The sequence below is a fragment of the Halomonas sp. WWR20 genome (assembly GCF_054602495.1).
The window spans coordinates 677312-701287 of the sequence record NZ_JBTRHR010000001.1 but is presented as its reverse complement, the minus strand read 5'-3'; the positions used below and the strand labels follow the sequence as shown (position 1 = coordinate 701287).

Annotated in this window: 18 protein-coding genes; 14 read left to right on the top strand and 4 right to left on the bottom strand. The window is 62.1% G+C overall.

Translation table 11 applies throughout. The annotated features are described in order from the left end of the window. The first annotated feature begins 16 nt into the window (after window positions 1-16). Complete coding sequence (locus ACW4DH_RS03215) at window positions 17-1288, top strand: DUF945 family protein (protein ID WP_459634900.1); 1272 nt, start codon at window positions 17-19, stop codon at window positions 1286-1288. Between the two features lie 103 nt (window positions 1289-1391). Then, on the top strand, window positions 1392-3833 hold the full coding sequence (gene lon, locus ACW4DH_RS03210; RefSeq protein ID WP_459634899.1) for an endopeptidase La: 2442 nt from the start codon (window positions 1392-1394) through the stop codon (window positions 3831-3833). Window positions 3834-3898: 65 nt separating this feature from the next. Here lon and ACW4DH_RS03205 read toward each other — a convergent pair whose 3' ends face one another. Continuing rightward, window positions 3899-4666, bottom strand: a complete 768-nt coding sequence (locus ACW4DH_RS03205) for an SDR family oxidoreductase (RefSeq protein ID WP_459634898.1) — start codon at window positions 4664-4666, stop codon at window positions 3899-3901. A 239-nt stretch (window positions 4667-4905) separates the two neighbouring features. Here ACW4DH_RS03205 and ilvD point away from each other — a divergent pair, with 239 nt between their 5' ends. The 3 genes from ilvD to ACW4DH_RS03190 all read left to right on the top strand — a co-directional run bounded on the left by ilvD (window position 4906) and on the right by ACW4DH_RS03190 (window position 8712). Further along, window positions 4906-6750: a dihydroxy-acid dehydratase gene (gene ilvD / locus ACW4DH_RS03200; protein ID WP_459634897.1), complete on the top strand. Its 1845-nt coding sequence runs from the start codon at window positions 4906-4908 to the stop codon at window positions 6748-6750. A 197-nt stretch (window positions 6751-6947) separates the two neighbouring features. Next, a complete protein-coding gene (locus ACW4DH_RS03195; RefSeq protein WP_459634896.1) occupies window positions 6948-7997 on the top strand; it encodes an oxidoreductase in 1050 nt (349 codons plus the stop codon). Window positions 7998-8226: 229 nt separating this feature from the next. Then, the gene (locus ACW4DH_RS03190; RefSeq protein ID WP_459634895.1) at window positions 8227-8712 is read left to right on the top strand and encodes a hypothetical protein; all 486 of its coding nucleotides are present in this window, start codon (window positions 8227-8229) and stop codon (window positions 8710-8712) included. Window positions 8713-8804: 92 nt separating this feature from the next. Here the strand turns inward: ACW4DH_RS03190 and nudE are convergent, their stop codons facing one another. Next, window positions 8805-9398: an ADP compounds hydrolase NudE gene (gene nudE, locus ACW4DH_RS03185; protein WP_459634894.1), complete on the bottom strand. Its 594-nt coding sequence runs from the start codon at window positions 9396-9398 to the stop codon at window positions 8805-8807. An 83-nt stretch (window positions 9399-9481) separates the two neighbouring features. On the opposite strand from nudE, the gene yrfG reads away from it, so the two are divergent. From yrfG to rsd, 9 genes are all read left to right on the top strand, one after another. Then, window positions 9482-10147, top strand: coding sequence for a GMP/IMP nucleotidase (gene yrfG, locus ACW4DH_RS03180; RefSeq protein ID WP_459634893.1), 666 nt, complete (start codon window positions 9482-9484; stop codon window positions 10145-10147). A 56-nt stretch (window positions 10148-10203) separates the two neighbouring features. After that, window positions 10204-10596, top strand: a complete 393-nt coding sequence (locus ACW4DH_RS03175; protein WP_459634892.1) for an RNA-binding S4 domain-containing protein — start codon at window positions 10204-10206, stop codon at window positions 10594-10596. Between the two features lie 34 nt (window positions 10597-10630). After that, entirely contained in the window at window positions 10631-11506 is an 876-nt protein-coding gene (hslO, locus tag ACW4DH_RS03170) for an Hsp33 family molecular chaperone HslO (RefSeq protein WP_459634891.1), read from the top strand. Window positions 11507-11697: 191 nt separating this feature from the next. Next, complete coding sequence (locus ACW4DH_RS03165) at window positions 11698-13281, top strand: phosphoenolpyruvate carboxykinase (protein WP_459634890.1); 1584 nt, start codon at window positions 11698-11700, stop codon at window positions 13279-13281. 234 nt (window positions 13282-13515) lie between these two features. Beyond that, on the top strand, window positions 13516-14013 hold the full coding sequence (gene msrB / locus ACW4DH_RS03160) for a peptide-methionine (R)-S-oxide reductase MsrB (protein ID WP_459634889.1): 498 nt from the start codon (window positions 13516-13518) through the stop codon (window positions 14011-14013). 236 nt (window positions 14014-14249) lie between these two features. Further along, window positions 14250-16619, top strand: coding sequence for a Tex family protein (locus ACW4DH_RS03155; protein ID WP_459634888.1), 2370 nt, complete (start codon window positions 14250-14252; stop codon window positions 16617-16619). A 204-nt stretch (window positions 16620-16823) separates the two neighbouring features. After that, window positions 16824-18419: a glutamate--cysteine ligase gene (gshA, locus tag ACW4DH_RS03150; protein WP_459634887.1), complete on the top strand. Its 1596-nt coding sequence runs from the start codon at window positions 16824-16826 to the stop codon at window positions 18417-18419. A gap of 56 nt (window positions 18420-18475) precedes the next feature. Next, window positions 18476-18994 carry a disulfide bond formation protein B gene (locus tag ACW4DH_RS03145; protein ID WP_459634886.1) on the top strand — a complete coding sequence of 173 codons (519 nt, stop codon included), beginning with the start codon at window positions 18476-18478 and terminating at the stop codon, window positions 18992-18994. Between the two features lie 103 nt (window positions 18995-19097). Next, window positions 19098-19610 carry a sigma D regulator gene (rsd, locus tag ACW4DH_RS03140; protein WP_459634885.1) on the top strand — a complete coding sequence of 171 codons (513 nt, stop codon included), beginning with the start codon at window positions 19098-19100 and terminating at the stop codon, window positions 19608-19610. Between the two features lie 98 nt (window positions 19611-19708). On the opposite strand, the gene ACW4DH_RS03135 is transcribed toward rsd, so the two are convergent. Next, on the bottom strand, window positions 19709-22789 hold the full coding sequence (locus ACW4DH_RS03135) for an efflux RND transporter permease subunit (protein WP_459634884.1): 3081 nt from the start codon (window positions 22787-22789) through the stop codon (window positions 19709-19711). Continuing rightward, window positions 22789-23943 (bottom strand): efflux RND transporter periplasmic adaptor subunit, encoded by a 1155-nt coding sequence (locus tag ACW4DH_RS03130; RefSeq protein ID WP_459634883.1) that lies wholly within the window; start codon window positions 23941-23943, stop codon window positions 22789-22791. The genes ACW4DH_RS03135 and ACW4DH_RS03130 overlap by 1 nt, the downstream gene beginning before the upstream one ends. Window positions 23944-23976 lie beyond the last annotated feature (33 nt).

Genomic DNA, 23976 nt, shown 5'->3' with positions numbered 1-23976 from the left:
TCATCGAGGACAGTCTATGCGCAAGGCAGTGTGGATCACCGGCGTCGTGGTTGCCGGTATCGTCGCCGGTGGCTACCTGGTGGGGCAGGCCTGGTCCAGCCGCGTTTTCGAGCATGAGCTTGAGCGGCAAGTCTCCGAGTGGGATCGCAGCGCACAGTGGCACGTTAGCCGTGACGAGGTCGAACGTGGCTGGTTTGAATCTACAGGCAGACTACTTCTCGAGCCGGTTGATCCTCAGGGCCGACGATCGCTGAGATTGACATTACCCTACCAGGCCGAGCATGGGGTATTGACGACCCGGCTCGCAGGCGAAGTGCAGTTATGGGTGGGAGAGGCGCCTACCCGCCAGAAGCTGTTTGGCGACATCCTGACAAGCGAGGCGCATCCGCACTGGCAGGGGGTGTATCAAACGCTAAATGCCTCGCTGGATGCCGCGCTCGAAGTGCCGGCCTATGACTACCGAGATGCTAGTAGCCATATAAGCTTCGGGGGCGCACACGTCACGCTTGCCGGGCAGACTGGCAGTGCCACCCTGCAGGCCGTCATCGCGCCCTGGCAGGCCGGCCATGATGCGGCCTTTGTCGAGTCTCGGGAGATCCGCTGGCAGGGGCGTTTTCAGGGTAACGCCCGGGGCTTCGAACAACGCAACGACATCGAGCTTGAGCGTATAACCGTGACCTCACTCGAGAGGCCCACCCTCGTCTTCGATAATCTGCTCTATCGCGACAAGACACGGCTCGGCGAGACGCTCCGTTACCAGCTCGATCTGGCGTTAGGCGGACTGAGCGTGGCGGGCGAGACGCTGCTTAGCGGTTATCTGGATGCAGGTCTCGAAAATATCGCCGCTGACGCGGCGCGCAGATTCGTCACGCAGTCGGCTCGCGAGTGGCAGAATGTCGTGGCCTGGGCTGGGCCCAGCGCCGACGCCGCCGAGCATGCCATGTGGGAGCGCCTCGAACCGTCATTGCTGGCGATGGTCGAGAATTCGCCGCGGCTGGTGCTGCACAACCTGCAGCTCGAGAGTGCCATGTTCGGGGTCGAGATGCGCGGCAACGGGGAGTTGACGCTTGACGCTCGCGATCTACGCACCGCGGAGCCTGGCGACATGCCGGATGAAAAGGATCTGCATCACTTGGCGCGGCGTCTCAATGGCAAGTTCACCTGGTACAACGCGCCGCCGTTGTTGGCCATGCAACTGGGGCTTCCCCTCGACACGCGCACACTGACCATGATCGTCACACATGGCAGGATCACCGTTAACGGACGGCCTCTGGACATGCCGCTCTGACGGCTTCGGCCCGCCGCCCATTGCTGCCGTACACTTGAACTTACCCGTGTTCGCCCGCATTGCATGAGCAAAGGTTATCGGCCTCACTCACGTAAGGTGACTAATGAGCGAACGCGATCAGGATCAGTCAGACATCATCAGCGAACTCGACGAGCAGCGCCGCGAGTCCTCACATGGCCCCGAGCCGGAGCCGGCGGCCACTTCGTCAGGGGCCATGGTGCCGACCCGTGATTACCTGCCCGAACGCATTTACCTGCTGCCCATTCACAACCGCCCGTTTTTCCCTGCCCAGGTCCAGCCGCTGGTCATCAACCGTTCACGCTGGGAGGAAACCATGGAGCGGGTGGCCAACACGCCACACCACACCGTGGGCGTGGCGTATGTCGGGGATGCCAGCGTCGACGACCTCAGCCACGGCCACTTCCCCGACATCGGCACCGCTGTCAAGGTCCATAAGGTTCAGGGGGAAGAGCAGCAGATCCAATTCATCGCCCAGGGGATGCGGCGTTTCAAGGTGGTGCGTTGGCTCTCTCGCAAACCACCGTATCTGGCCGAAGTGGTCTACCCCAAGGAGCCGGTCAATGCCGAGGACGACGAGGCACGTGCCTATGCCATGGCGTTGATCAATGCCATCAAGGAGTTGCTGCCGATCAATCCGCTCTATGGCGAGGAGCTCAAGAACTATCTCAACCGTTTCAGCCCCCATGAACCGGGGCCACTGACCGATTTCGCCGCCGCCATCACTTCGGCCAAGGGCCCGGAGCTGCAGGGCGTGCTGGAAACCCTGCCGGTGATGGAGCGCATGCAGAAGGTATTGCCGCTACTGCGCAAGGAGATCGAGGTCGCGCAACTGCAGAGCGAGATCAGCGAGCAGGTCAATGCGCAGATGCAGGATCGTCAGCGAGAATTCTTCCTGCGCGAACAGCTCAAGGTCATCCAGCGCGAGCTGGGCATTTCCAAGGACGACCGCGAGAACGATGTCGACACCTTCCGCAACCGTCTCGAGCATTTGACCGTGCCCGAGCGGGTCATGGAGCGTATCGACGACGAACTGAACAAGCTGTCGGTGCTCGAAACCGGCTCTCCTGAGTACGGCACGACGCGCAACTATCTGGATTGGCTGACCTCGCTGCCGTGGGGCCTGACCTCGAACGACAAACTCGACCTGGCACATGCGCGACAGGTGCTGGATCGCGATCATGACGGCCTGCAAGACGTCAAGGATCGCATTATCGAGTTCCTCGCCGAAGGGACGTTCAAGGGCGACGTCGGTGGCTCCATCGTGCTGCTGGTCGGTCCGCCCGGGGTCGGCAAGACATCGGTGGGACGCTCGATCGCCGAAGCGCTGGGGCGCAAGTTCTATCGCTTCTCGGTGGGCGGCATGCGCGACGAGGCCGAGATCAAGGGCCATCGGCGCACCTACATCGGTGCGATGCCCGGCAAGCTGGTGCAGGCATTGAAGGAAGTCGAGGTCGAGAATCCGGTGATCATGCTCGACGAAATCGACAAGCTTGGCCAATCGTTTCAGGGAGATCCTGCCTCGGCGCTGCTCGAGGTGCTCGACCCCGAGCAGAACGTCGACTTCCTCGACCACTATCTCGATGTGCGCCTGGATCTCTCCAAGGTGCTGTTCGTGTGTACGGCCAACCAGCTCGATACCATTCCCGGGCCATTGCTCGACCGTATGGAGACGATTCGGCTATCAGGCTACATCGCCGAGGAAAAGATGGTCATCGCCAAGCACCATCTGTGGCCCAAGCTGCTCGAGCGTGACCGGATTCCCAAGAAGCGCATCAATCTGACCGATGCCGCGCTGCGTCTGGTGATCGAGGGCTATGCACGTGAAGCGGGTGTGCGCCAACTCGAGAAGCAGTTGCATCGCATCGTGCGCAAGGCGGCGGTCAAGCTGCTGGAAAGTGACGAGCCGTCGGTAAAAGTCTCGGTGAACAACCTCGAGGAATACCTGGGGGCACCGATCTTCCGCAAGGAGAAGGTGCTGCGCGGTGTTGGCGTGGTCACCGGCCTGGCCTGGACGGCCATGGGTGGGGCGACACTGCCCATCGAGGCTACCAAAGTGCATACGCTCAGCCGGGGGATCAAACTCACCGGCAAGCTTGGCGACGTGATGCAGGAATCGGCCAATATCGCCTACAGCTATACGCAAGGACATCTGAAGGAATACGGCGCCAATGCCGAATACTTCAATGAAGCTTTCATCCATCTGCATGTGCCGGAAGGTGCCACACCCAAGGATGGCCCTTCGGCGGGTGTGACCATGACCACCGCGCTGATGTCGTTGGCCAAGGGCCAGGAGATTGACCGGTCGTTGGCCATGACCGGCGAGTTGACCCTGACCGGTCAAGTGCTGCCGGTGGGCGGGATTCGCGAAAAGGTCATCGCCGCGCGCCGCAGCGATATCTTCGAGTTGATCCTGCCCGAGGCCAACAAGCGCGACTTCGATGAGCTGCCCGATTATCTCAAGGAGGGCGTCACGGTACATTTCGCCAAAGTTTACAAGGATGTCGCCAAGGTAGTATTCGGCTGAGCCGAGCTGCCGCGATCAGATAAGACACCGGCTAAGGCCGGTGTCTTTGTGTCGGGATGCCAATGTCAGTCGCGATCGACGGCGAAGTTCGACCATGCCTGACGTACCGGCATGACTTCGAGTCGGTTGATGTTGATATGAGCAGGTAACGTCGCGACGTAAAAGATCTGTTCGGCGATGTCTTCGGGCTGCAGCGGCGTAGTGTCGCCATACAGCTTGTCATAGGCCTGCTGATCGCCCTTCATGCGCACCAAAGTGAATTCGCTTTCCGACATGCCGGGGGCGATATCGGTCACGCGTACGCCGGTACCCAGCAAATCGCAGCGCAGGTTATAGGAAAACTGCTGCACGAAGGCCTTCGAGGCGCCATAGACGTGCCCGCCGGGATAGGGCCACTGACCGGCCACCGAGCCCAGGTTGACGACACTGGCGCCGGTACCGGTTTCGACCAGGCGGGGCAGCAGGGCATGCGTGACATTGACCAGGCCCGTGATATTGGTGTCGATCATGGTATGCCAATCATCGAGATTGGCGCTCTGGGCCGGGTCCTTGCCCAATGCCAGTCCGGCGTTGTTGATCAGTGCCCTGACCTGGCGAAACTCCTCGGGCAACTCCGCCACTATCTGCTTGACCGCGTCGGCATCGCGCACGTCGAGCCGGGCGATATGCACGGGCGTCGATTGGCCGAGTTGGCGCTTGAGTTCGTCGAGCCGCTCCTGGCGGCGTCCGGTAAGGACCAGTGCCCAGCCGGCCTGGGCAAAGCGATGGGCGCAGGCACGGCCGAAGCCGGAAGTGGCGCCGGTGATGAAGACGACGGGGACTTGCTGGGACATGTGGGCTCTCCTTGGCCGGGAAGGGAATACCTGGCGAGGATAACCCGAGGAACGGGGTCCGAGCATCCACAAAGCGTGATCGGCTCCAGCCTGACGGGCGAAGCCGAGCGCTAGGCAAGCCTGCACCCTCATGACACAATTGTTGGCCTATCTGAATATCCCAAACGACCGTCAGGGCCGCGCTGCCGAAGCCGGCGCCTTGTCAGGCTCATGATGGCTAGCTTAACGCTGAGGACACCATGCCCGAGTATCGCTCCCGAACCACCACTGCGGGTCGTAACATGGCCGGCGCACGCGCACTGTGGCGCGCCACCGGCATGCAGGATGACGACTTCCAGAAACCGATCATCGCCATTGCCAACTCGTTCACTCAGTTCGTGCCCGGGCATGTCCACCTCAAGGACATGGGCCAGCTGGTGGCCCGCGAGGTCGAGAAGGCCGGCGGGGTGGCCAAGGAGTTCAATACCATCGCGGTCGACGACGGTATCGCCATGGGCCACGACGGCATGCTCTATTCGCTGCCGTCGCGTGACATCATCGCCGACAGTGTCGAGTACATGGTCAATGCTCACTGCGCCGACGCGCTGGTGTGCATCTCCAACTGCGACAAGATCACCCCCGGAATGCTGATGGCGGCAATGCGCCTCAACATCCCCACCATCTTCGTCTCCGGCGGGCCGATGGAGGCGGGCAAGACCCGGCTGCTCGATCACGGCATCGACCTGATCGATGCGATGATCTCCGCCGCCGACGACAAGTACAGCGACGACGAGATCGCCGAAATCGAGCGCAGCGCCTGTCCGACCTGCGGCAGCTGCTCGGGCATGTTCACCGCCAACTCGATGAACTGCCTGACCGAGGCGCTGGGGCTGGCGCTGCCCGGCAACGGCACGGTACTGGCGACCCATGCCGACCGCCGCCGCCTGTTCGAGGCTGCCGGCCACCGCATCGTCGAGCTGGCCAAGCGCTACTACGAGGGTGACGAAGCCCATCTGCTGCCGCGGGCGATCGGCTCCAAGGATGCCTTCAGGAACGCGATGACGCTGGACATCGCCATGGGCGGCTCGACCAACACCATCCTGCACCTGCTGGCCGCCGCCCAGGAGGCCGAGGTCGACTTCACCATGGCCGACATCGACCGGCTCTCCCGCGAGGTGCCGCAGTTGTGCAAGCTGGCGCCCAATACCCAGAAGTACCACATCGAGGATTGCCACCGTGCTGGCGGCATCATGGGCATTCTCGGCGAGCTCGACCGTGCCGGTGTGCTCAACACCTCGCTGCCGACCGTCTATGGCGACACGCTCAAGGATGCGCTCGATGAGTGGGACATCATGCGCAACCCGTCGCCGGAGGTGATCGAGTTCTTCAAGGCCGGCCCCGGCGGCGTGCGCTCGCAGGAGGCCTTCTCCCAGGCGGCGCGCTGGCCGAGTCTCGACGGCGACCGGGCCAATGGCTGCATTCGTGATCTCGAACATGCCTTCTCGCGCGAAGGGGGGTTGGCGGTGCTCTACGGCAACATCGCCGAGAGCGGTTGCGTGGTGAAGACCGCCGGGGTCGACGACTCGATCCTGGTCTTCGAGGGTCCGGCCCATGTGGTCGAGTCCCAGGATCAGGCGGTCGAGCATATCCTCGCCGGCCAGGTGAAGGAAGGCGAGGTGGTGGTCATCCTTTACGAAGGGCCGAAGGGTGGGCCGGGCATGCAGGAGATGCTCTATCCAACCTCGTATCTCAAGTCCAAGGGACTGGGCAAGTCGTGTGCGCTGATGACCGACGGGCGTTTCTCCGGCGGCACCTCGGGATTGTCGATCGGCCACGTCTCGCCGGAGGCGGCGGCGGGCGGCGCGATCGGTCTGGTGCAAAGCGGCGACTTGATTCGCATCGACATCCCCAACCGCTCGATCGACGTCAGGCTCTCCGATGAGGAACTGGCCAAGCGCCGCGTAGCGATGGCAGCCAAGGGCCGCGATGCCTGGAAGCCGACCATAGTGCGCGAGCGCAAGGTCTCTTCGGCATTGAAAGCCTACGCTTTGCTGGCGACCTCGGCCGACCGTGGCGCGGTGCGCGATGTCTCCAAGCTGGACTGAGTCTTGCGCATAGCGTCGCTGGCAATGCCCGGGCCCGCAAATGCGGGCCCGGCTGTTTGAGAGAGCCGAGAATGCCCGCACGCGGCAATCCACGGGGGCAGCGAATACGTGACGGCAACTGCTACCTTATGAACCATGCCAATGGCGCAAGAATGGGTACGCAAGCCGTAGAGCGACAACTGAACAAGGAGCGATGAATGAAGGATGATCTCAAGGTCGGGCTGGTGGGATATGGGTTTGCCAGTAAGACGTTTCACGCGCCTCTACTGGCGTCGCAGCGCGGGCTGTCGCTGGTGGCGGTCTCGAGTCGCGATGCGTCCAAGGTGCATGCCGACTGGCCGCAGGCCGAGGTCGAGTCTTCGCCCGAGGCGCTGTTCGCCCGAGAAGACTTGGACCTGGTAGTGATTCCCACGCCCAACGATACCCATTATCCCTTGGCCAAAGCGGCCTTGTCCGCGGGTAAGCACGTGGTGGTCGACAAGCCATTTACCGTCACGCTCGAGGAGGCGCAGGCGCTGAAGGCGCAAGCCGAGGCGAGCGACAAGCTGCTGTCGGTATTTCACAATCGTCGTTGGGATTCCGACTTCCTGACCGTGCGCAGTCTTGTCGATGGCGGAGAGCTGGGACGCCTGGTGCATGTCGAGTCGCATTTCGATCGCTACAAGCCGGATGTGCGCGACCGCTGGCGCGAATCGCCGGCTCCGGGAGGCGGACTGTGGTATGACCTGGGCCCGCATCTGATCGACCAGGCGCTGGTGCTGTTCGGCATGCCCCAAGGGGTCTGGTTGGATCTGGCCATGCAGCGCGACAGGGCGCAGGTCGACGATTATTTCCATGCGGTGCTGCATTACGACCGCCTGCGTGTCGTGTTGCATGCGGGGAGTCTGGTGGCCTCGCCGGCACCTCGCTTTGCCCTGCATGGCACCCGCGGCAGCTACGTCAAGCATGGCCTGGACCCGCAGGAGGAGCGCCTCAAGCAGGGCGAATTGCCTGCGCCGCAGTGGGGCGGGGACACTCGTCACGGGACATTCACGCTGGGGCCCGGGTATAACGGCAACGACCTGCCCGAATCGAGCGAGATCCCGACCTTGCCGGGCGACTATCTCGCCTACTACGCCGGGGTGCGCGATGCCATTCTCGGCCGGCAGCCGAATCCCGTGCCGGCAGAGGAGGCAATGGCGGTGATGCGGGTGATCGAGGCCGGTTTGCGTAGCGCCCAGGACGGACGAGTCCGGCCTTTGTCATGAGCTTCAGCCTTTGTCGTGAACTTCAGTTTTTGCCGTGAACTTCAGTCTTTGTCATAAGCAAGGTGCTTGGCTAGCAGGCTTCGTATTGCCTGAAATAGTACGAGTGTCGACTACAATGCTTGTCGTCAGGCCAATTAACGCCTACGTTTCTTACAGGTTTGCTGGATGCAATCCTTCACGCTCGGCGTGAACGGAAGTAAGCCCTTCAATGAATTACGGAGGATTCACCATGAAGAAGCTGACCACTATCGCTTTCACTTCGCTGCTGGCCCTGCCGACCAGTTTCGCACTTGCCAACGACAATAACGTACGTCCGCAAGGCGAAGTTTCAGGCGGCTCTCAGCAAGAACTCAGTACTCAGACAGGGTCCGCCAACACCCAGGCTCACGATACTCAGGCCCAGGGCGGTACCGCTAGCGGGGGCTCTTCCGGCCAGGGAGGCAATAGCAATGTGCGGCCTAACGATGACATTCCCGGTGGCTCTCAGGAAGGCCTAAGCACACAGACGGGCTCATCCAACACCCAATCCCATGACACCGAAGTTCACGGTGGCAGCGCAAGCGATGGCGCTTCCGGCCAGGGCGGCAGCACCAGCGCGCGCCCCGATTCGGATATCCCCAGCGGGCCGTCGGACGATCTCAGCACTCAAACGGGCACCGCCAATACCGAGCCCGGCGACACCGAGGTGCAGGGCGGCAGTGCAACCGGGAATTAATTTCCGGCAATAGCGCTCGCAACAGCCATTGCGCTGGATATAACCAACGCCTTCACGAGTCATCGTGAAGGCGTTGTTACGTCTAGGGGCGGTTACCACCACTCGGAGGGGAGTTGCTGGCTGCGTAACCGGTCCCGGGCAATGAACAGGGCGGCGATGGCCCGTGCTTCGTGAAAGTCCTCGCGGGTGAGCAGGGCGGAGAGATCATCGAAGGCATGAGTCTCGACGATCAGCGGCTCGGGCTCGTCCCCCGGCAGGCGCTTGTCGTACAGATCGCTGGCCAGCAGGACATGCATGCGATGATCCATGTAATTGGGCGCCAGGGACAGCTCCACCAGAGGCTCGATATTATTCGCCCCGACGCCGCACTCCTCCATCAGCTCCCGGTTGGCGGCGGTGACGATATCCTCGCCGGGATCGACGAGTCCCTTGGGCAACGTCAGGGCGTACTCATCGAATCCGGCGGCATACTCACGTATCAACAGCACATGCTCGGGATCAGGCATGGCGACGATCATCACCGCGCCATGCCCGCTGCCCCTGAGGCATTCAAAGGTGCGCTCGGCACCGTTGGAGAAGCGTAGCTCCATCTCCTCTACGGCGAACAGGCGGCTGCGGGCCACCTCGCGACGCGACAATACGCTGGGTTTGGGGTGGGTGGGAGTGGAGGAAGAAGGGGGCGGCATAGGGTCTCCGTGCGCATGGGGGGGCTCCCGAGTACAATACGGGACCCTGATATTCGATTTCCACCGTTGCGGAGCCCAAGACCATGATTGACTGGCAAGCCATCGATACCGTCCTGCTCGATATGGATGGGACGCTATTGGATCTGCACTTCGACAGTCACTTCTGGCTTGAGCATCTACCGCGCCGCTACGTGGAGCTGCATCGTCTCGATGAATCCACGCAGGACGAGATCCGCTCACGCATCATTCGTGAACAGGGGACGCTCAACTGGTATAGCCTAGCTTACTGGAGTCGTGAGCTGGGCGTCGATATCGTCGCCCTGAAGCGAGAGGTGCAGCATCTCATCGGATTGCGCTCCGATGCACTCGACTTTCTCAAGTGGTTGCATCGCCAGCATCCGCGTGTGGTTCTGGCGACCAATGCCGATCGCCTGAGCCTGGAACTAAAGCTGCCTCTGACGGGTCTAGAGGAGTACCTGGACGCCATCGTCTCTTCCGCTGACGTAGGCATTCCCAAGGAAGCTCCGGAGTTCTGGTTCGCCCTGCAGGATATCGAACCCTTCGACCCTACCCGAACTCTCTTCATCGATGACAACCCTGCGGTGCTGGAAAGTGCGCGAGAATATGGCATACGCCATCTGCTGGGCATCAAGCAGCCCGACAGTCGGCGCCCCGAGCGCGAGCTCGAGGAGTTTATCGCCCTTGATCGCTTCGCGGCGCTCATGCCCGAACTGCGGTCCGGTACCTGAAGCCTTCTGCATGACGAGAGCGTCCGACCGGAGGCGAGCATTATGACAGGAGATCTATGAGCGATAGCATTCGTATTGATAAATGGTTATGGGCGGCGCGGTTCTTCAAGACCCGCCAATTGGCCAAGAAAGCCATCGAAGGCGGCAAGGTGCAGTACAACGGCGCTCGGGTGAAGACCAGCAAGGCCGTCGAAGTCGGCGCTCTGGTCAAGGTTCCGCAGGGCTGGGACACGCTCGAAGTGGAGGTGTTGGCACTTTCCAGCCAGCGGCGCGGCGCCCCCGAGGCGCGCGAGCTCTATCAGGAGACGCCAGCCAGCCAGGCCCGGCGTGAGCGCGAGGCTGAGAGCCGGCGTCTCGCCAATCAGGCCATGCAGGCGCCTGCGGGCCGCCCGGACAAGAAACAGCGCCGTGACCTTCATCGATTCCAGCGCCAGACGCTGGACGATTAACCACGGAAACTTTGGATAGAGGCCTTCTACGTTGATGACAGATCAGATCCAACGCTTTCTTTTTGAAAACACCAACGTGCGTGGCGAAATCGTCGGCCTGCAAGCGGCCTACAGCGAAATTCTCGACAAGCACGCCTATCCCTTGGCGGTAACGCGTCAGCTCGGCGAGCTGCTCAGTGCGGTGGCGTTGTTGACCGAAACCGTCAAGCTCGATGGCACCGTCAGTATCGAGGTGCGAGGCAAGGGGCCGGTGCGGCTGCTGATGGCCGAGTCCAACCCGGGCGGAGAGCTGCGGGCTATCGCCCGTTTCGATGAAAAGGCGGCCTTGCCGGGTGACGATGCCACGTTATTGGCCCTGGTCGGCGATGCACAGATCGTGATCACACTGGACCCCCGCCAGGGCAACCGCTATCAGGGTATCGTTGCCGTCGAGGAGGCGACACTGGCCGGCTGTCTGGAGGATTATTTTGCCCGCTCCGAGCAGTTGGCGACCCGGCTGTGGCTGGCGGCGGACGGTCAGCGCGCCGCTGGCATGCTGCTTCAACAGCTGCCCGACGACGCGTCCAATCAGGACCCCGATGCCTGGGACCGGGTGGTACATCTGGCCAGCACCCTGACCGACGAAGAGTTGCTCGGCCTCGAACAGCGCGACCTGCTGTTCCGGCTTTATCATGAGGAGACGGCGCGGGTGTTCGATCCCAAGGCGCTACGTTTCGGGTGCACCTGCTCCCGTGAACGTATTGCCCAAGCGCTGTATTCTCTGGGGCCGGAAGAGCTGCGCAGCATTCTCGAAGAGCAGCGTGCCGTGGATACGCAGTGCCATTTTTGCCATACCCGCTACCATTTTAGTGCGGCGGATATCGAGACGTTGATCGAATCTCCCGATGCGCCGTCGCCGACGTTGCACTGATCCTCGGGGAGGGCACGGCTCGTGGTAGGGAGACGGCGACGTTTTCCGGTCGCGGGCTTTTTTGCCATAATGTAAGTTCTAGGTTCGTCCGGTTGGTAAAAGAGGCAATGCATGCCCACGACGCCGGTGCCGAGACATGACAACGCGTAGGCAAACGAGAGAGAACGGCCTTCGGGCCCCAGGACACGATAATGACCATGAGCCAAGCTTCACCCCAGGTCCTTTCAAGGAAGAGTTCTGCAAGAATCAACACCAACCTGAGCACTGCAGAGTTGGTCGAGCGCGCCATCACACGGGGCGAAGGTCAGCTCGCCGCCAATGGCGCCTTGGTGGTGAACACCGGTGAGCGTACCGGCCGTTCCCCCAAGGATCGCTTCATCGTCAGGGAGCCATCCACTGATGAGCTGATCGACTGGGGCAGCATCAACCAGCCGTTCGATGCCGGCAAGTTCGATGCCTTGTGGGAACGTGTCGAGGACTATTTGGCCGAGGGCGAATCTTTCGTTTCGGAACTCCATGTCGGTGCCGATCCCGAACACTACCTGCCGATTCGTGTCGTGACCGAAACCGCGTGGCACAATCTTTTCGGGCAGACCCTGTTCGTGCGTCCCGAGCAGTTCAATTCGCGCGACAAGCGGGAGTGGGAAATTCTCAACGCCCCGCATTTCACCTGCGAGCCTTCCCGCGACGGTACCCACTCCGAAGGCACCGTGATCATCAACTTCGCCAAGCGCAAGGTGCTGATTGCCGGTATGCGTTATGCCGGCGAGATGAAAAAGGCCATGTTCTCGGTACAGAACTTCCTGCTGCCGGAGAAGGATGTGCTGCCGATGCACTGCAGCGCCAACGTCGGCGAAGATGGCGAGACCACGCTGTTCTTTGGCTTGTCCGGCACCGGCAAGACCACGCTGTCCGCTGATCCGTCGCGCTACTTGATCGGTGACGACGAGCATGGCTGGGGCGAAGGCACGGTCTTCAACTTCGAGGGCGGTTGCTACGCCAAGACCATCGACCTGACCGAGAAGAACGAACCGATTATCTATCGGGCCATTCGCTTCGGTACGGTGCTTGAGAACGTTGTACTGCTCGATAGACGTGAGCCGGACTATACCGACGACAGCCTGACTCAGAACGGTCGAGCCGCCTATCCGCTCGAGTATGTCGAAAAGCGGGTCGAGGAAAACCGTGCCGGCGAGCCTAATGCGATCATCTTCCTGACCTGCGACATGAGCGGTGTGCTGCCGCCGGTCTCGCTGCTTTCCAAGGAAGCCGCGGCTTATCATTTCCTCTCCGGTTATACGGCTAAGGTCGGCTCCACCGAGATGGGGGCCTCGAGCGGGATGGAAGCGACCTTCTCGACCTGTTTCGGTGCTCCGTTCTTTCCGCGGCCGGCGCGCGAATACGCCGACCTGCTGATCAAGCGTGTAGAGGCATTCGGTTCGCGAGTCTACCTGGTCAATACTGGCTGGACCGGTGGTGCTTATGGTGAAGGAGGCAGCCGTTTCAGCATTCCCACCACGCGCGCCGTCATCCGCGCCATTCAGTCCGGTGCGTTGAAGGATGTCGAGACCCGCCACGTCGAAGGGCTCAATCTGGATGTGCCGGTCGCGGTTGAAGGCGTTGAGCCGCATTTGCTCGATCCTCGTCAGGCATGGAGCGATACCGAGGCCTATGAGAGCCATATGCGCGAGCTGACGGCAAAATTCATCGACAACTTCAAGAAGTTCGAAGGGGTCGACGAGGCCATTGTCGCGGCGGGCCCGCGTCAGGATTGACGTCCCCTTCATCCGGGGCCGTCATCGAACCAAGCACTGTCAGAGCAGTCCAAGCAGGGGAGGCCTTCAAGGCCTCCCCTGTTACGTCATGGGACGATTTAACCGCCTGGCTGTGTCAGGTTGATGACAACGGCAGTAATGCCAAGTCGGGCAGTAGTGCTAACGTTGGGTAGTACTAAGTTGGGCAGTACCACGTGTTGGGCAGGTGCACTGGCGAAACCTCTTGGAGGTATTATGCAACGACGTCATTTCCTGGGGATGTTGGGGGCCGTAGGGCTGGGGGGGCTATTGCCGGGATTGGTCTCCGCCCGGCCCAAGTTGGAACTGACGGCGGCACCTGACATCGAGCCGCTGGAGCTCAGCGAGGCACAGTGGCGTGAACGGTTGCCCGACGAAGCGTTTCGCGTCCTGCGCGAAGCCGACACCGAACCGGCCGGCAGCAGTGCTCTGAATGCGGAAAAACGACGGGGAGAATATCGCTGTGCGGGGTGTGATCTGCCACTGTTCACCAGTGAAGCGAAATACGAGTCGGGGACCGGCTGGCCAAGCTTCTATGATCACATTGAGGGCCATCTGCTGACCGAACTCGATTTCGTGCTGCTGATTCCACGCACTGAATACCATTGCGCTCGCTGCGGCGGCCATCAGGGCCACGTATTCGAGGACGGCCCCGAACCCACCGGCCTGCGCTGGTGCAACAATGGCGTGGCGCTGAGCTTCGTCCCAGCGTAGTCGCACGATCGAGGCGCTGTACAGCGAGTGGCGCGGGCAGCCCGCCGGTCATTCTGGGATACCGGCGGTTGAGACGATAGCCTCTGCCGCTGTGCGCTCGCGACGGGGTTTGTGATACCTTGTCGGCAATTTCGTAGGGGAGCCCGTCGTTGCGGGCTTCCTTGTTTCGCCGTGTGTCGCACGCTGTTTCAAGCGCCATGTCAGCGCCACGGGATCGTCAGTACTGCAAGGTTCACATGGACGCCAAACTCAAGATTACCCAACGTCTCGCCGAGGAACTCGCCGTTCGCTCCCCACAGGTGACTGCTGCGGTGGAACTCCTGGATGGCGGAGCGACCGTCCCCTTTATCTCGCGCTATCGCAAGGAGGCCACCGGTGGCCTCGACGACGGCCAGCTGCGTGAGCTCGAGGAGCGCCTGCGCTACCTGCGCGAACTCGAGGAGCGCCGTGCCGCGGTGCTTGCCAGCATCGACGAGCAGGGCAAGCTGACCGACACATTGGCCGCCCAGGTGCGCGACGCCGACACCAAGCAGCGCTTGGAAGATCTCTACCTGCCATATAAGAAGAAGCGTCGCACCAAGGCGCAGATCGCCCGCGAAGCCGGGCTCGAGCCGCTGGCCGATGCATTGTTGGGCGACCCTACGCTGGAACCGGAAGCCGCGGCGGCTGGCTTCGTGGATGCCGACAAAGGTGTGGAAGATACCAAGGCGGCGCTGGACGGCGCCAAGCAGATTCTCATGGAGCGCTTCGCCGAGGACGCCGAACTGGTCGGTCGCCTGCGTGATTGCTTGTGGGACGAAGGCCAGCTGTGCGCGCGGGTCATCGCGGGCAAGCAGCAGGAGGGCGCGAAGTTCTCCGATTACTTCGAGCATGACGAGCGCCTGGCCAAGGTGCCGTCACACCGCGCGCTGGCGATGTTCCGCGGACGCAATGAGGGCGTGCTGGGGCTGTCCGTCAAGTTGCCGGAAGAGGACGAGGCGCCGATCCATCCGGCCGAAGTGACCATTGCCCGACACTTTTCGATAGAGGACCGCGACAGGGCGGCCGATCGCTGGCTGCGCGAGGTGGTGCGCTGGACCTGGCGGGTCAAGCTGTATACCCATCTCGAGACCGAACTGATGGGTCGCCTGCGCGAACGCGCCGAGCTGGAGGCCATCGAGGTCTTTGCCGCCAATCTTGGCGATCTGCTGCTGGCGGCACCCGCCGGCCCGCGCACCACGCTGGCGCTGGACCCCGGCTTGCGTACCGGATGCAAGGTCGCCGTGGTCGACGCCACCGGGCAGTATCTCGAGCAGGCGGTCATCTATCCGCATGCGCCGCAGAACCGCTGGGATGAATCGCTGGCGGTGCTGTCGCGTCTGGTCGAAAAGCATGCCGTCGAGCTGATCGCCATCGGCAATGGCACCGCCAGCCGGGAATCCGACAAGTTGGCCGGTGAGCTAGTCAAGCGCATGGCGCCGAAAGTGGCTCCGCGCAAGCTGGCTAAGGTCATGGTCAGCGAAGCCGGTGCCTCGGTCTATTCGGCCTCCGAGCTTGCCGCGCGCGAATTTCCGGATCTCGACGTCACCATCCGTGGCGCGATTTCCATCGCCCGGCGTCTGCAGGATCCGCTGGCCGAACTGGTCAAGATCGAACCCAAGTCGATCGGGGTGGGGCAGTACCAACACGATGTCTCCCAGATACAACTTTCGCGCAGTCTGGAAACCGTGATCGAGGACTGCGTCAACGCCGTGGGTGTCGACCTCAATACCGCCTCGGGAGCCTTGCTGTCCCGGGTCTCGGGGCTCAACCCCGCGCTGGCGGAAAATATCGTCACGCACCGCAACAGCCTGGGGCGTTTTCAGGACCGTCGCGAGCTGCTCAAGGTCAGCCGTCTGGGCCCCAAGACCTTTGAACAGTGCGCGGGCTTTCTGCGTATCATGACCGGAACCAATCCGCTCGATGCCAGCGCGGTTCATCCCGAGGCGTATCCCGTGGTGTCCCGCATTGCCGAACGCAACAGGCGTGACCTGGCCAGCCTGATCGGCGACAGTCGATTCCTGAAATCGCTCAAGCCCGCCGATTACGTGGATGACACCTTCGGCGTGCCCACGGTGACGGATATTCTCAGTGAGCTCGAAAAGCCGGGACGCGATCCACGTCCCGAATTCAAGGCCGCCGAGTTCCGCGAAGGCGTGGAAACGCTCAAGGACCTCGAGCCGGGGATGATCCTCGAGGGCACGGTAACCAACGTGACCCATTTCGGCGCCTTCGTCGATATCGGCGTCCACCAGGATGGTTTGGTACACATCTCCGCGCTCTCCGACAAGTTCATCGAAGACCCTCGCCAGGTGGTCAAGGCCGGCGATATCGTCAAGGTCAAGGTTATGGCGGTCGATCTCGAGCGGGCTCGGGTGGGGCTATCGATGCGGCTGAGCGACGAGCCCGACGAACAGGGCGGCTCTCGACGGACGTCAGGGAACGGGCGACAGAGCCGCGATGCTTCAGGCACGCGCCAGGCGCAAAAGGCTAAAGGTGGTCGAGGCGGTGGCTCGCGCAATTCAGAAGCCGCCTCGCCGATGGGGGCTCTGGGCGAAGCCCTGCTCAAGGCGCGCCAAGGCAAGTGACCTTGCCTGCCTTCGGCGCGAATCTGGACAGACTCATCTTGCAAGCCTGGATACGATCATCATAATGTGACGGCTATGCCGGTTCTGGAGGTTTGACAGCCATCAGAGCCGGCGTTGTCATCCGCTTCATGGCACGATCGCCGGATTGGTGCCGGCGCAACGTAATGGAGAAGATTCGCTTCTCCCACGAATAGGGTGTTCACCTTGTCAGAGCAACTCGCCACTGTCATCGAACGGCTAAAGGGGCCCGCCCGTCAGGGAATGATCGGCCGCCTGCGTCGCGGTATCGAAAAGGAGGGGTTACGTGTCGATGACCAGGGCCGTATCGCCCAGACTCGTCATCCCTACACCTTGGGCTCGAAGCTGACCCATCCGCATATCACCACGGATTACTCCGAGGCATTGCTGGAATTCATCACGCCGGTTTATTGCCGTCCCCATGACGCACTGGCGTTTCTCGCCGACCTGCATCGTTACACCTATCACCACCTGAACGATGAGTTGATCTGGCCGGCCAGCATGCCCAGCCGATTATCGGGTAACGATAGCGTACCGATTGCCGATTACGGTACGTCCAATATCGGCACCATGAAGCATGTCTATCGCAAGGGACTGGACGTGCGCTATGGGCGCATCATGCAGGCGATTGCCGGGATACACTATAACGTCTCGCTGCCGGAAGCCTTCTGGCCGTTGTTGCGCGAGCTGGACGGACGCGATGACGAATCCCTCGATACCTACCGCTCGAGCCGCTATTTCGACCTGATTCGCAATTTCCGGCGCAACAGCTGGCTGCTGCTTTATCTGTTCGGCGCGTCACCGGCGTTGGATCGCAGCTTCCTGACCGGCAGCGTGCCCGACAAGCTGCAGGCCCACGGTCGTGAAACGCTCATTTCGCCTTATGCCACCAGTTTGCGCATGTCGGACCTGGGGTACCAGAACAAGGTGCAGGCGCAGTTGCGTATCTGCTTCAACTCGCTATCGAATTACGTTAGCACCTTGCGCCATGCCATCTCGGCGCCCTGGCCGGCTTACGAGGCGTTGGGCGTCAATACGGATGGCGATTGGCAGCAGCTCAATGCCAATATCCTGCAGATCGAGAACGAGTATTACAGCGATATCCGGCCCAAGCGGGTAGCCCGCCATCACGAGACGCCGACCCAGGCCCTGGAGGCGCGCGGGGTCGAATATATCGAAGTTCGCTGCCTGGACCTGAATCCGTTTCTGGCGCTGGGCGTCGATGAGACGCAGATGCGCTTCCTGGATACTTTCCTGGTGTGGTGTCTGCTGTCGGAAAGCCCCTGGATATCCGATGACGAATGCGATCGTCTTGACGATAACCGGCGGCTGGTTGTGGAGCGCGGGCGTGATCCGGAGTTGCGCCTCGATGTGCAGGGCAGCCAGCGTTATCTGCGTGATCGCGCCCACGAGATCTTCGCCGAGCTCAGCCAGGTGGCCGAACTGCTGGATCTGGTCGAGGGCGGAAGTGGGCATGCCGAGGCTCTGGATGCACTGGCGCCGAGTCTCGACGATGCTGGACTGACGCCGTCGGGGAGGCTGCTGACGGCACTGGAGCGTGACGGGAGCGAGTTCGCCGATTACATGTTGCAGTTGGCGCGTGGTCAAGCCGAACAGTTACGCCAGGAGCCGATGGATCCCGCCCGGGAGGCGCTGTTCACCCAGCTGAACGAGACCTCGCATCAGCAGCAGAACGATATCGAGGAAGCCGATCGGGAAGGGTTCGCCGAGTTCCTCGAGGCCTATTTCAAGCGTGCGCGCGAGCCTCGCCCCGCCGCCTGAGCCAAGAAATGGCCTGCGATGCGCAGGCCCACTCGTTTCCAGTGGAGTTGGCGTCGATGATGACAAGGCTTGTCCGAGTAAGTACCCGTCAATGGTGCTTGGTGGGGCTATTGATGTGTCTGCTGATGATGGGCGTGGCGCTGATCCTGCAATACGTTTATGCGCTCGCGCCCTGTCCGCTATGCATTTTCCAGCGTGTGGCAGTCCTCGCGGCGGCGCTGGTGTTTATAGTCGGTGCACTACATAACCCCAGGCGCGGGGGAGGGGTCGTGTACGGCGCACTGGCGTTGTTGGCGGTGATCGGCGGAATGGTGATTGCCGGACGGCATGTCTGGCTGCAGTCGCTGCCGCCTGAAAATGTGCCCAGTTGTGGCCCAGGGCTGGACTATATGCTGGAAATGCTGCCATTGTGGGACGTCCTGGCGCGGGTATTGTCCGGCTCGGGAGAGTGTGCCGAGATCGCCGGCCGGCTGCTGGGGATGACCATCCCTCAATGGACCCTGATCGGTTTCGCCATGCTGGCCCTGATTCCGCTGGGACTGATGCTGAGTCGATTGATGCAGGGCCGCGGATGAAATGTTCACGAGCCTGACGTCACCGCCAAAGGGCGAGAGTGCGTCAATGAATCATGGATGAATCGGCCTGCCGGGGTGGGCCAAGGCAACATTGGAGGTGCTTATGCTCGAACACTGTAAAACCGCTCTGGAGCGCTGGGGTGGCGTTCACGAGTTGATCGATCGCTGGTTGGAGGAGCGTCGTGAGATGCTCGTGGCGTTCATGGAACTGCGCGAAGCCTGCGATGCAGAGCTGGAAGCGGTGCCCAAGGCGCGTATCGATCGATTCAGCGAACTGCTGATGGACTATATCAGTGCCGGTCATTTCGAGATTTACCCGCAATTGCGCGAGGAGGCCAACACCTTCAACGATGTCGAGGCGCTGGCGCTGGCGGATAACCTGCTGCAGCGACTCGATGTCTCCACGCAATTGGTGCTTCAGTTCGATGAGGATTATGCCAGCCCGATTCGCTGTCAGCATAACCTTTCACGCCTGCCGGCCTGGCTGGATCGGCTGACAAAAGGATTGACCGAGCGGTTTGCACTCGAGGATCAGTTGATCAGCCGTCTGCATGCTGCACATGAGCCGCCGCCGGCTGCATCGTCAGCCGCGCAGGTGCATCCCCCGCAGGTTTAACCGCCCGCGGGAGCTGAACAAACAAGCCGTCCCTGGGGACGGCTTGTTTGTTTATCGCTGTTGGGAGTCAATGGCGTGATAGCGGCGCCGCGGGCGGCTCACACCGAATGGCGACGCCCCGCCCAACGCTTGCCGACATTGGCGCCGAGAACCAGCATGCAGGGCGTCAGAAGCAGTGTCAGCCCCGTGGCGAAGGTCAAGCCACCGGCGATGGCGCTGGAGAGCTGAGTCCACCACTGCGTGGAGGGCGCGCCGATACCCAGGCTGGGCGCCAGCAGGTTGACGTTGATGCCAAGCACCATGGGCATCAGGCCCAGCACGGTGGTGATAGCTGTCAGCAATACCGGACGCAGACGCAAGGTGCCGGCTTCGAGGGCGGCGGACAGGGGCGCTAGCCCATCGGCGCGCAGCTGATTGTAGGCGTCGATCAGCACGATATTGTTGTTCACCACGATGCCCGCCAGGGCGATGATGCCCATCCCGACCATGACGACCCCGAAGGGTTGCGCGGTGATCAACAGCCCGAGCAGAACGCCGGCAGTCGAGAGCACGACGGCAGAGAGCACCAGTCCGGCCTGATAGAGACTGTTGAACTGCGTCACCAGAATCAGCGTCATCAGGAATATCGCGATCAGCGCGGCGCCCCCCAGGAACTGGCTGGTCTCCTGCTGGTCGGCCTGCTCTCCGGCAGAATTCACGCTGATTCCCTCGGGCAGGTTCCCCAGCGCTGCCTGCAGTGCGCCGAGACGCTCGGTAACCTGATAGCCGGGTGCGACATCGGCCTGCAGCGTCAATGTGCGGCGACCATCGACCCGGTGCAATGTGTCGACGCGGTCGGCGGGCACCAGGCGCACGAACTGCGAGAGCGGCACCTGGCCGCGCGAGGTTCGCAGCGTGATGCGCTCGAGTTCGTCAAGGGTGCGCCAGGCATGGGGCAGGCGCACCCGAATGTCGACCTCGTCGGTGACATCCTGGGGACGATACTCGGCGACCTGTACGCCGGTAGTCACCAGCTGTATGGCGCTGCCCACGCTGGTAACATCCGCGCCAAAGCGCGCCGCGGCCTCGCGGTCGACTTCAAATCGCCATTCCACCCCTGGCAGGTTGCGATTATCCTCGACGTCACGAAATCCGCCCAGCTGAGCCATGGCGTCGCGCAGGGTCGCTGTAGCTATCTCCGCCTGGGCGGGATCACGCGCGCTGATTTCAAGTTGTATGGGCTTGCCGGAGTTGGGGCCGTTTTCTTCTTCGCGGAATTCGAGAATGACGCCGGGTAGGTCGGCTGTACGCTGCTGCATGTCGGCCAGAATCTTCGACGCCGGGCGGCGCTGCTCCCAGTCGATGAGCTGGAACTGCAGCACGCCGATCACGTCGGCGGCTTGTTGCTGTTGTTGAGGCGGCGCGGCGAACGAGCGTGCATAGAGCGCTTCGATTTCTGCCATGCCAGCCAGACGCTGTTCGACACGCTGCACTACGGCGTCCTTCTCTTCGACCGACAGATCGCCGCGTGCACGGACCCACACCTGGGCGGAGTCCGGCTCGACGCTGGGGAAGAACTCAACGCCATGATTAAAGCGTGCATAACCGACGAAGGTCGCGACGATCAGCAGTAGGGAGACGGTCAGGGTCAGGCCGGGAAAGCGCAGCAGCAACGCCAGCAGACGCCGATACGCGCGGCCACTGGCACTCAGCGACGTCTGGATGCGGGTGCGTCCGCCGCCCACCAGACCGCCGAGGGTGGGCAGAAAGATCAATGCCATGGCCAGCGACGCCAACAGGCACAGGATGACCGTGGCGGGCAGGTATTTCATGAATTCCCCCACCACGCCGGGCCAGAACAGCAGCGGTAGGAAGACCGCCAGAGTAGTGGCCGTCGAAGCGATTACCGGCCAGGCCATGCGGCTGGCGGCGTTGAGCCAGGCGTCGCGGGGCGATTGGCCCTCGCTGAGGTGGCGATCGGCGAGTTCGCTGACCACGATGGCGCCGTCGACCAGCATGCCGGCGACCAGAATCAGCGCGAACAGCACCACGATGTTCATGGTGAAGCCTATCGACCAGATCAGCAGGATACCGGTCAGGAAGGCGCCGGGAATCGTCAGTCCCACCAGCAGAGCGGAGCGTAGCCCCATGGTTGCCACGATCACGATCAGTACCAGGACTACCGCCGTCAGCACGTTATTGAGCAGCTCCGAGAGCATGCTCTGCACTTGGGTGGACTGATCCATGATGATGCTGGTATCGAGCCCTGCGGGGAGCAGCGGCGCGGCTTCTACGAGCAGCGCCTTGACCTGATCGATGGTGGCGATGATATTGGCCCCGGCCCGCTTGGAGACTTCGAGGACCACGGCCGGTTGGCCATTGATGCGGGCAAACCCGGTGGGGTCCTTGAAGGTGCGGCGGATCTGCGCCACGTCGCCGAAGGTGACGACCGTATCGCCCTCTACCTTGACCGGCATGGACAGAACGTCTTCGAGATTCTCGATGATGCCGGGCACCTTCATGCTCAGGCGTCCGGCGCCGGTGTCCAGGCTGCCTGCCGCGACCAGCCGGTTGTTGCGCGAGACTAGGCTGAACAGAGTATCGAAATCCAGGCCGTAGCTATTCAGCACCAGCGGATCGACGACGATTTCCAGCAGATCTTCGCGCTCGCCGCCGATGTCGACCTCCAATACCTCGGGAATTCCCTCGATCTGCTGCTGCAGTTCCCGAGCCACCCCCATCAGAGTGCTGGAATCGACCTGTCCCGACAGTCCGATCGTCAGCACGGGAAACAGCGCCACGTTGACTTCCATGACCTGCGGTTCTTCGGCCTCCGTGGGCAGCTCGGCGCGGGCGATATCGACCTTCTCACGGACATCGGCCAGCGCGCGGCGCGGATCGAACCCGGCATCGAATTCCAGAATGATCGAGGCGTGCCCTTCGGTGGCCTGGGAGGTCATTTTCTTGACCCCCTCGATAGCGCGCAGCTCCTGTTCCATGGGACGTGCCAACAGGCGCTCTGCATCTTCCGGACTGATGCCTTCGAGCGACATCATCACGTAGATCATGGGAATGGCGACGTCGGGATTGGACTCCTTGGGAATCGCCTGGTAGGCGGTAATTCCCGCGACCAGCAGGAACAGCAAGAGCAGCAGTGTCGTACGTGCGCGATCCTGCGCCGCTTGGATCAGGGCGCGCATCAGGAGGACAGCTCCCCGGTGGCGTCATTGCTGATGTCGACGGTTTCGGCGGCGGGCTCTTCGCCAACGGTCTCCGGTGCCTGCTCGACGGGTTCGACCTGTTGGCCCGAGGTGACGAATCCTCCGCCCAGGGTAATCAGGCGTAACTGCTGTGGCAGGCCATCGACCCAGGCATTGTGCGAATCGGCACTGAGCAGCTCGATGGTCGTGAACTGGACCCGGTCATGCTCGTCGACATGCTTGACGCCGAGTTGGCCCTGCGGACTCAGTGCCAACAGTGCCGGCGACAGGCGATGCGCCTGGCGCTGGGGCAGGGTGATATCGAGCCTGGCGCTGGCGCCGGCGATACGTAGCCGATCGGGATTGTCGAGCATCACTTCCACGGCATAGCTGCGTGTGGCTTCATCGGCCACGCTGGCGATGTAACTGAGAGTGCCGTTTAGGTGGCGTCCGTCAAGCAGGGTCGCGGTGACCGGCAAGCCGGGCGACAGACCAAAGGCTTCGCGCTGGGGCACTTGGCCGGTTCCCTTGAGCTGGCTCATGTCGACCAGCGTGCCGAAGGTTTCACCGACCTGCAGCGTGTCGCCAAGCTCCACATTGCGCTGATCGAGCGTGCCGGCGAAGGGGGCCGAAGGGCGGGTATGGGCCAGGGCGACCTGCAACGCTTCACGTTCGGCCCTGGCTTGCGCCACCTCGCTTTTCAGGCGCAGAAGCTCGTTCCCCGAGGTGAGGTTCTTGCGACGCAACTGCTGGGCGCCGCGCAATTCGGATTCCTGCAGAGCCACCTCGGCTTCGGCCCGTGCCAATCTGGCGGGCAGGTCCTCGGGAGAAATAGCCAACAGCGGTTGATCGGCCTCGACCGACTCGCCCTGCTCCACTGGCAGCTCTGTCACTTCGCCCCCTATCTGGGCACGCAGTGCGACCTGACGACTGGGTAGGAGCTGGCCCTGGATCAAGACGTGCGGCGTATACGGCTCACTCTGCGACACGCGTGTTTCGACGCGAAACGCCGAGTGGCTGAGGCTAGAGGGGGCGTTATCGGCTGGGGCTTGGTCACGGGCGACGTAGGTGTCGCCGAGTGTCATCCATACCACCAGAGCGACGGCGAGCAAGGCGGCCAGCAGTAGGGATCCGTATTTGAACGGGGGGCGCATTGGGTACTCCAGTTACGCAGAGAGGCAAGAGAA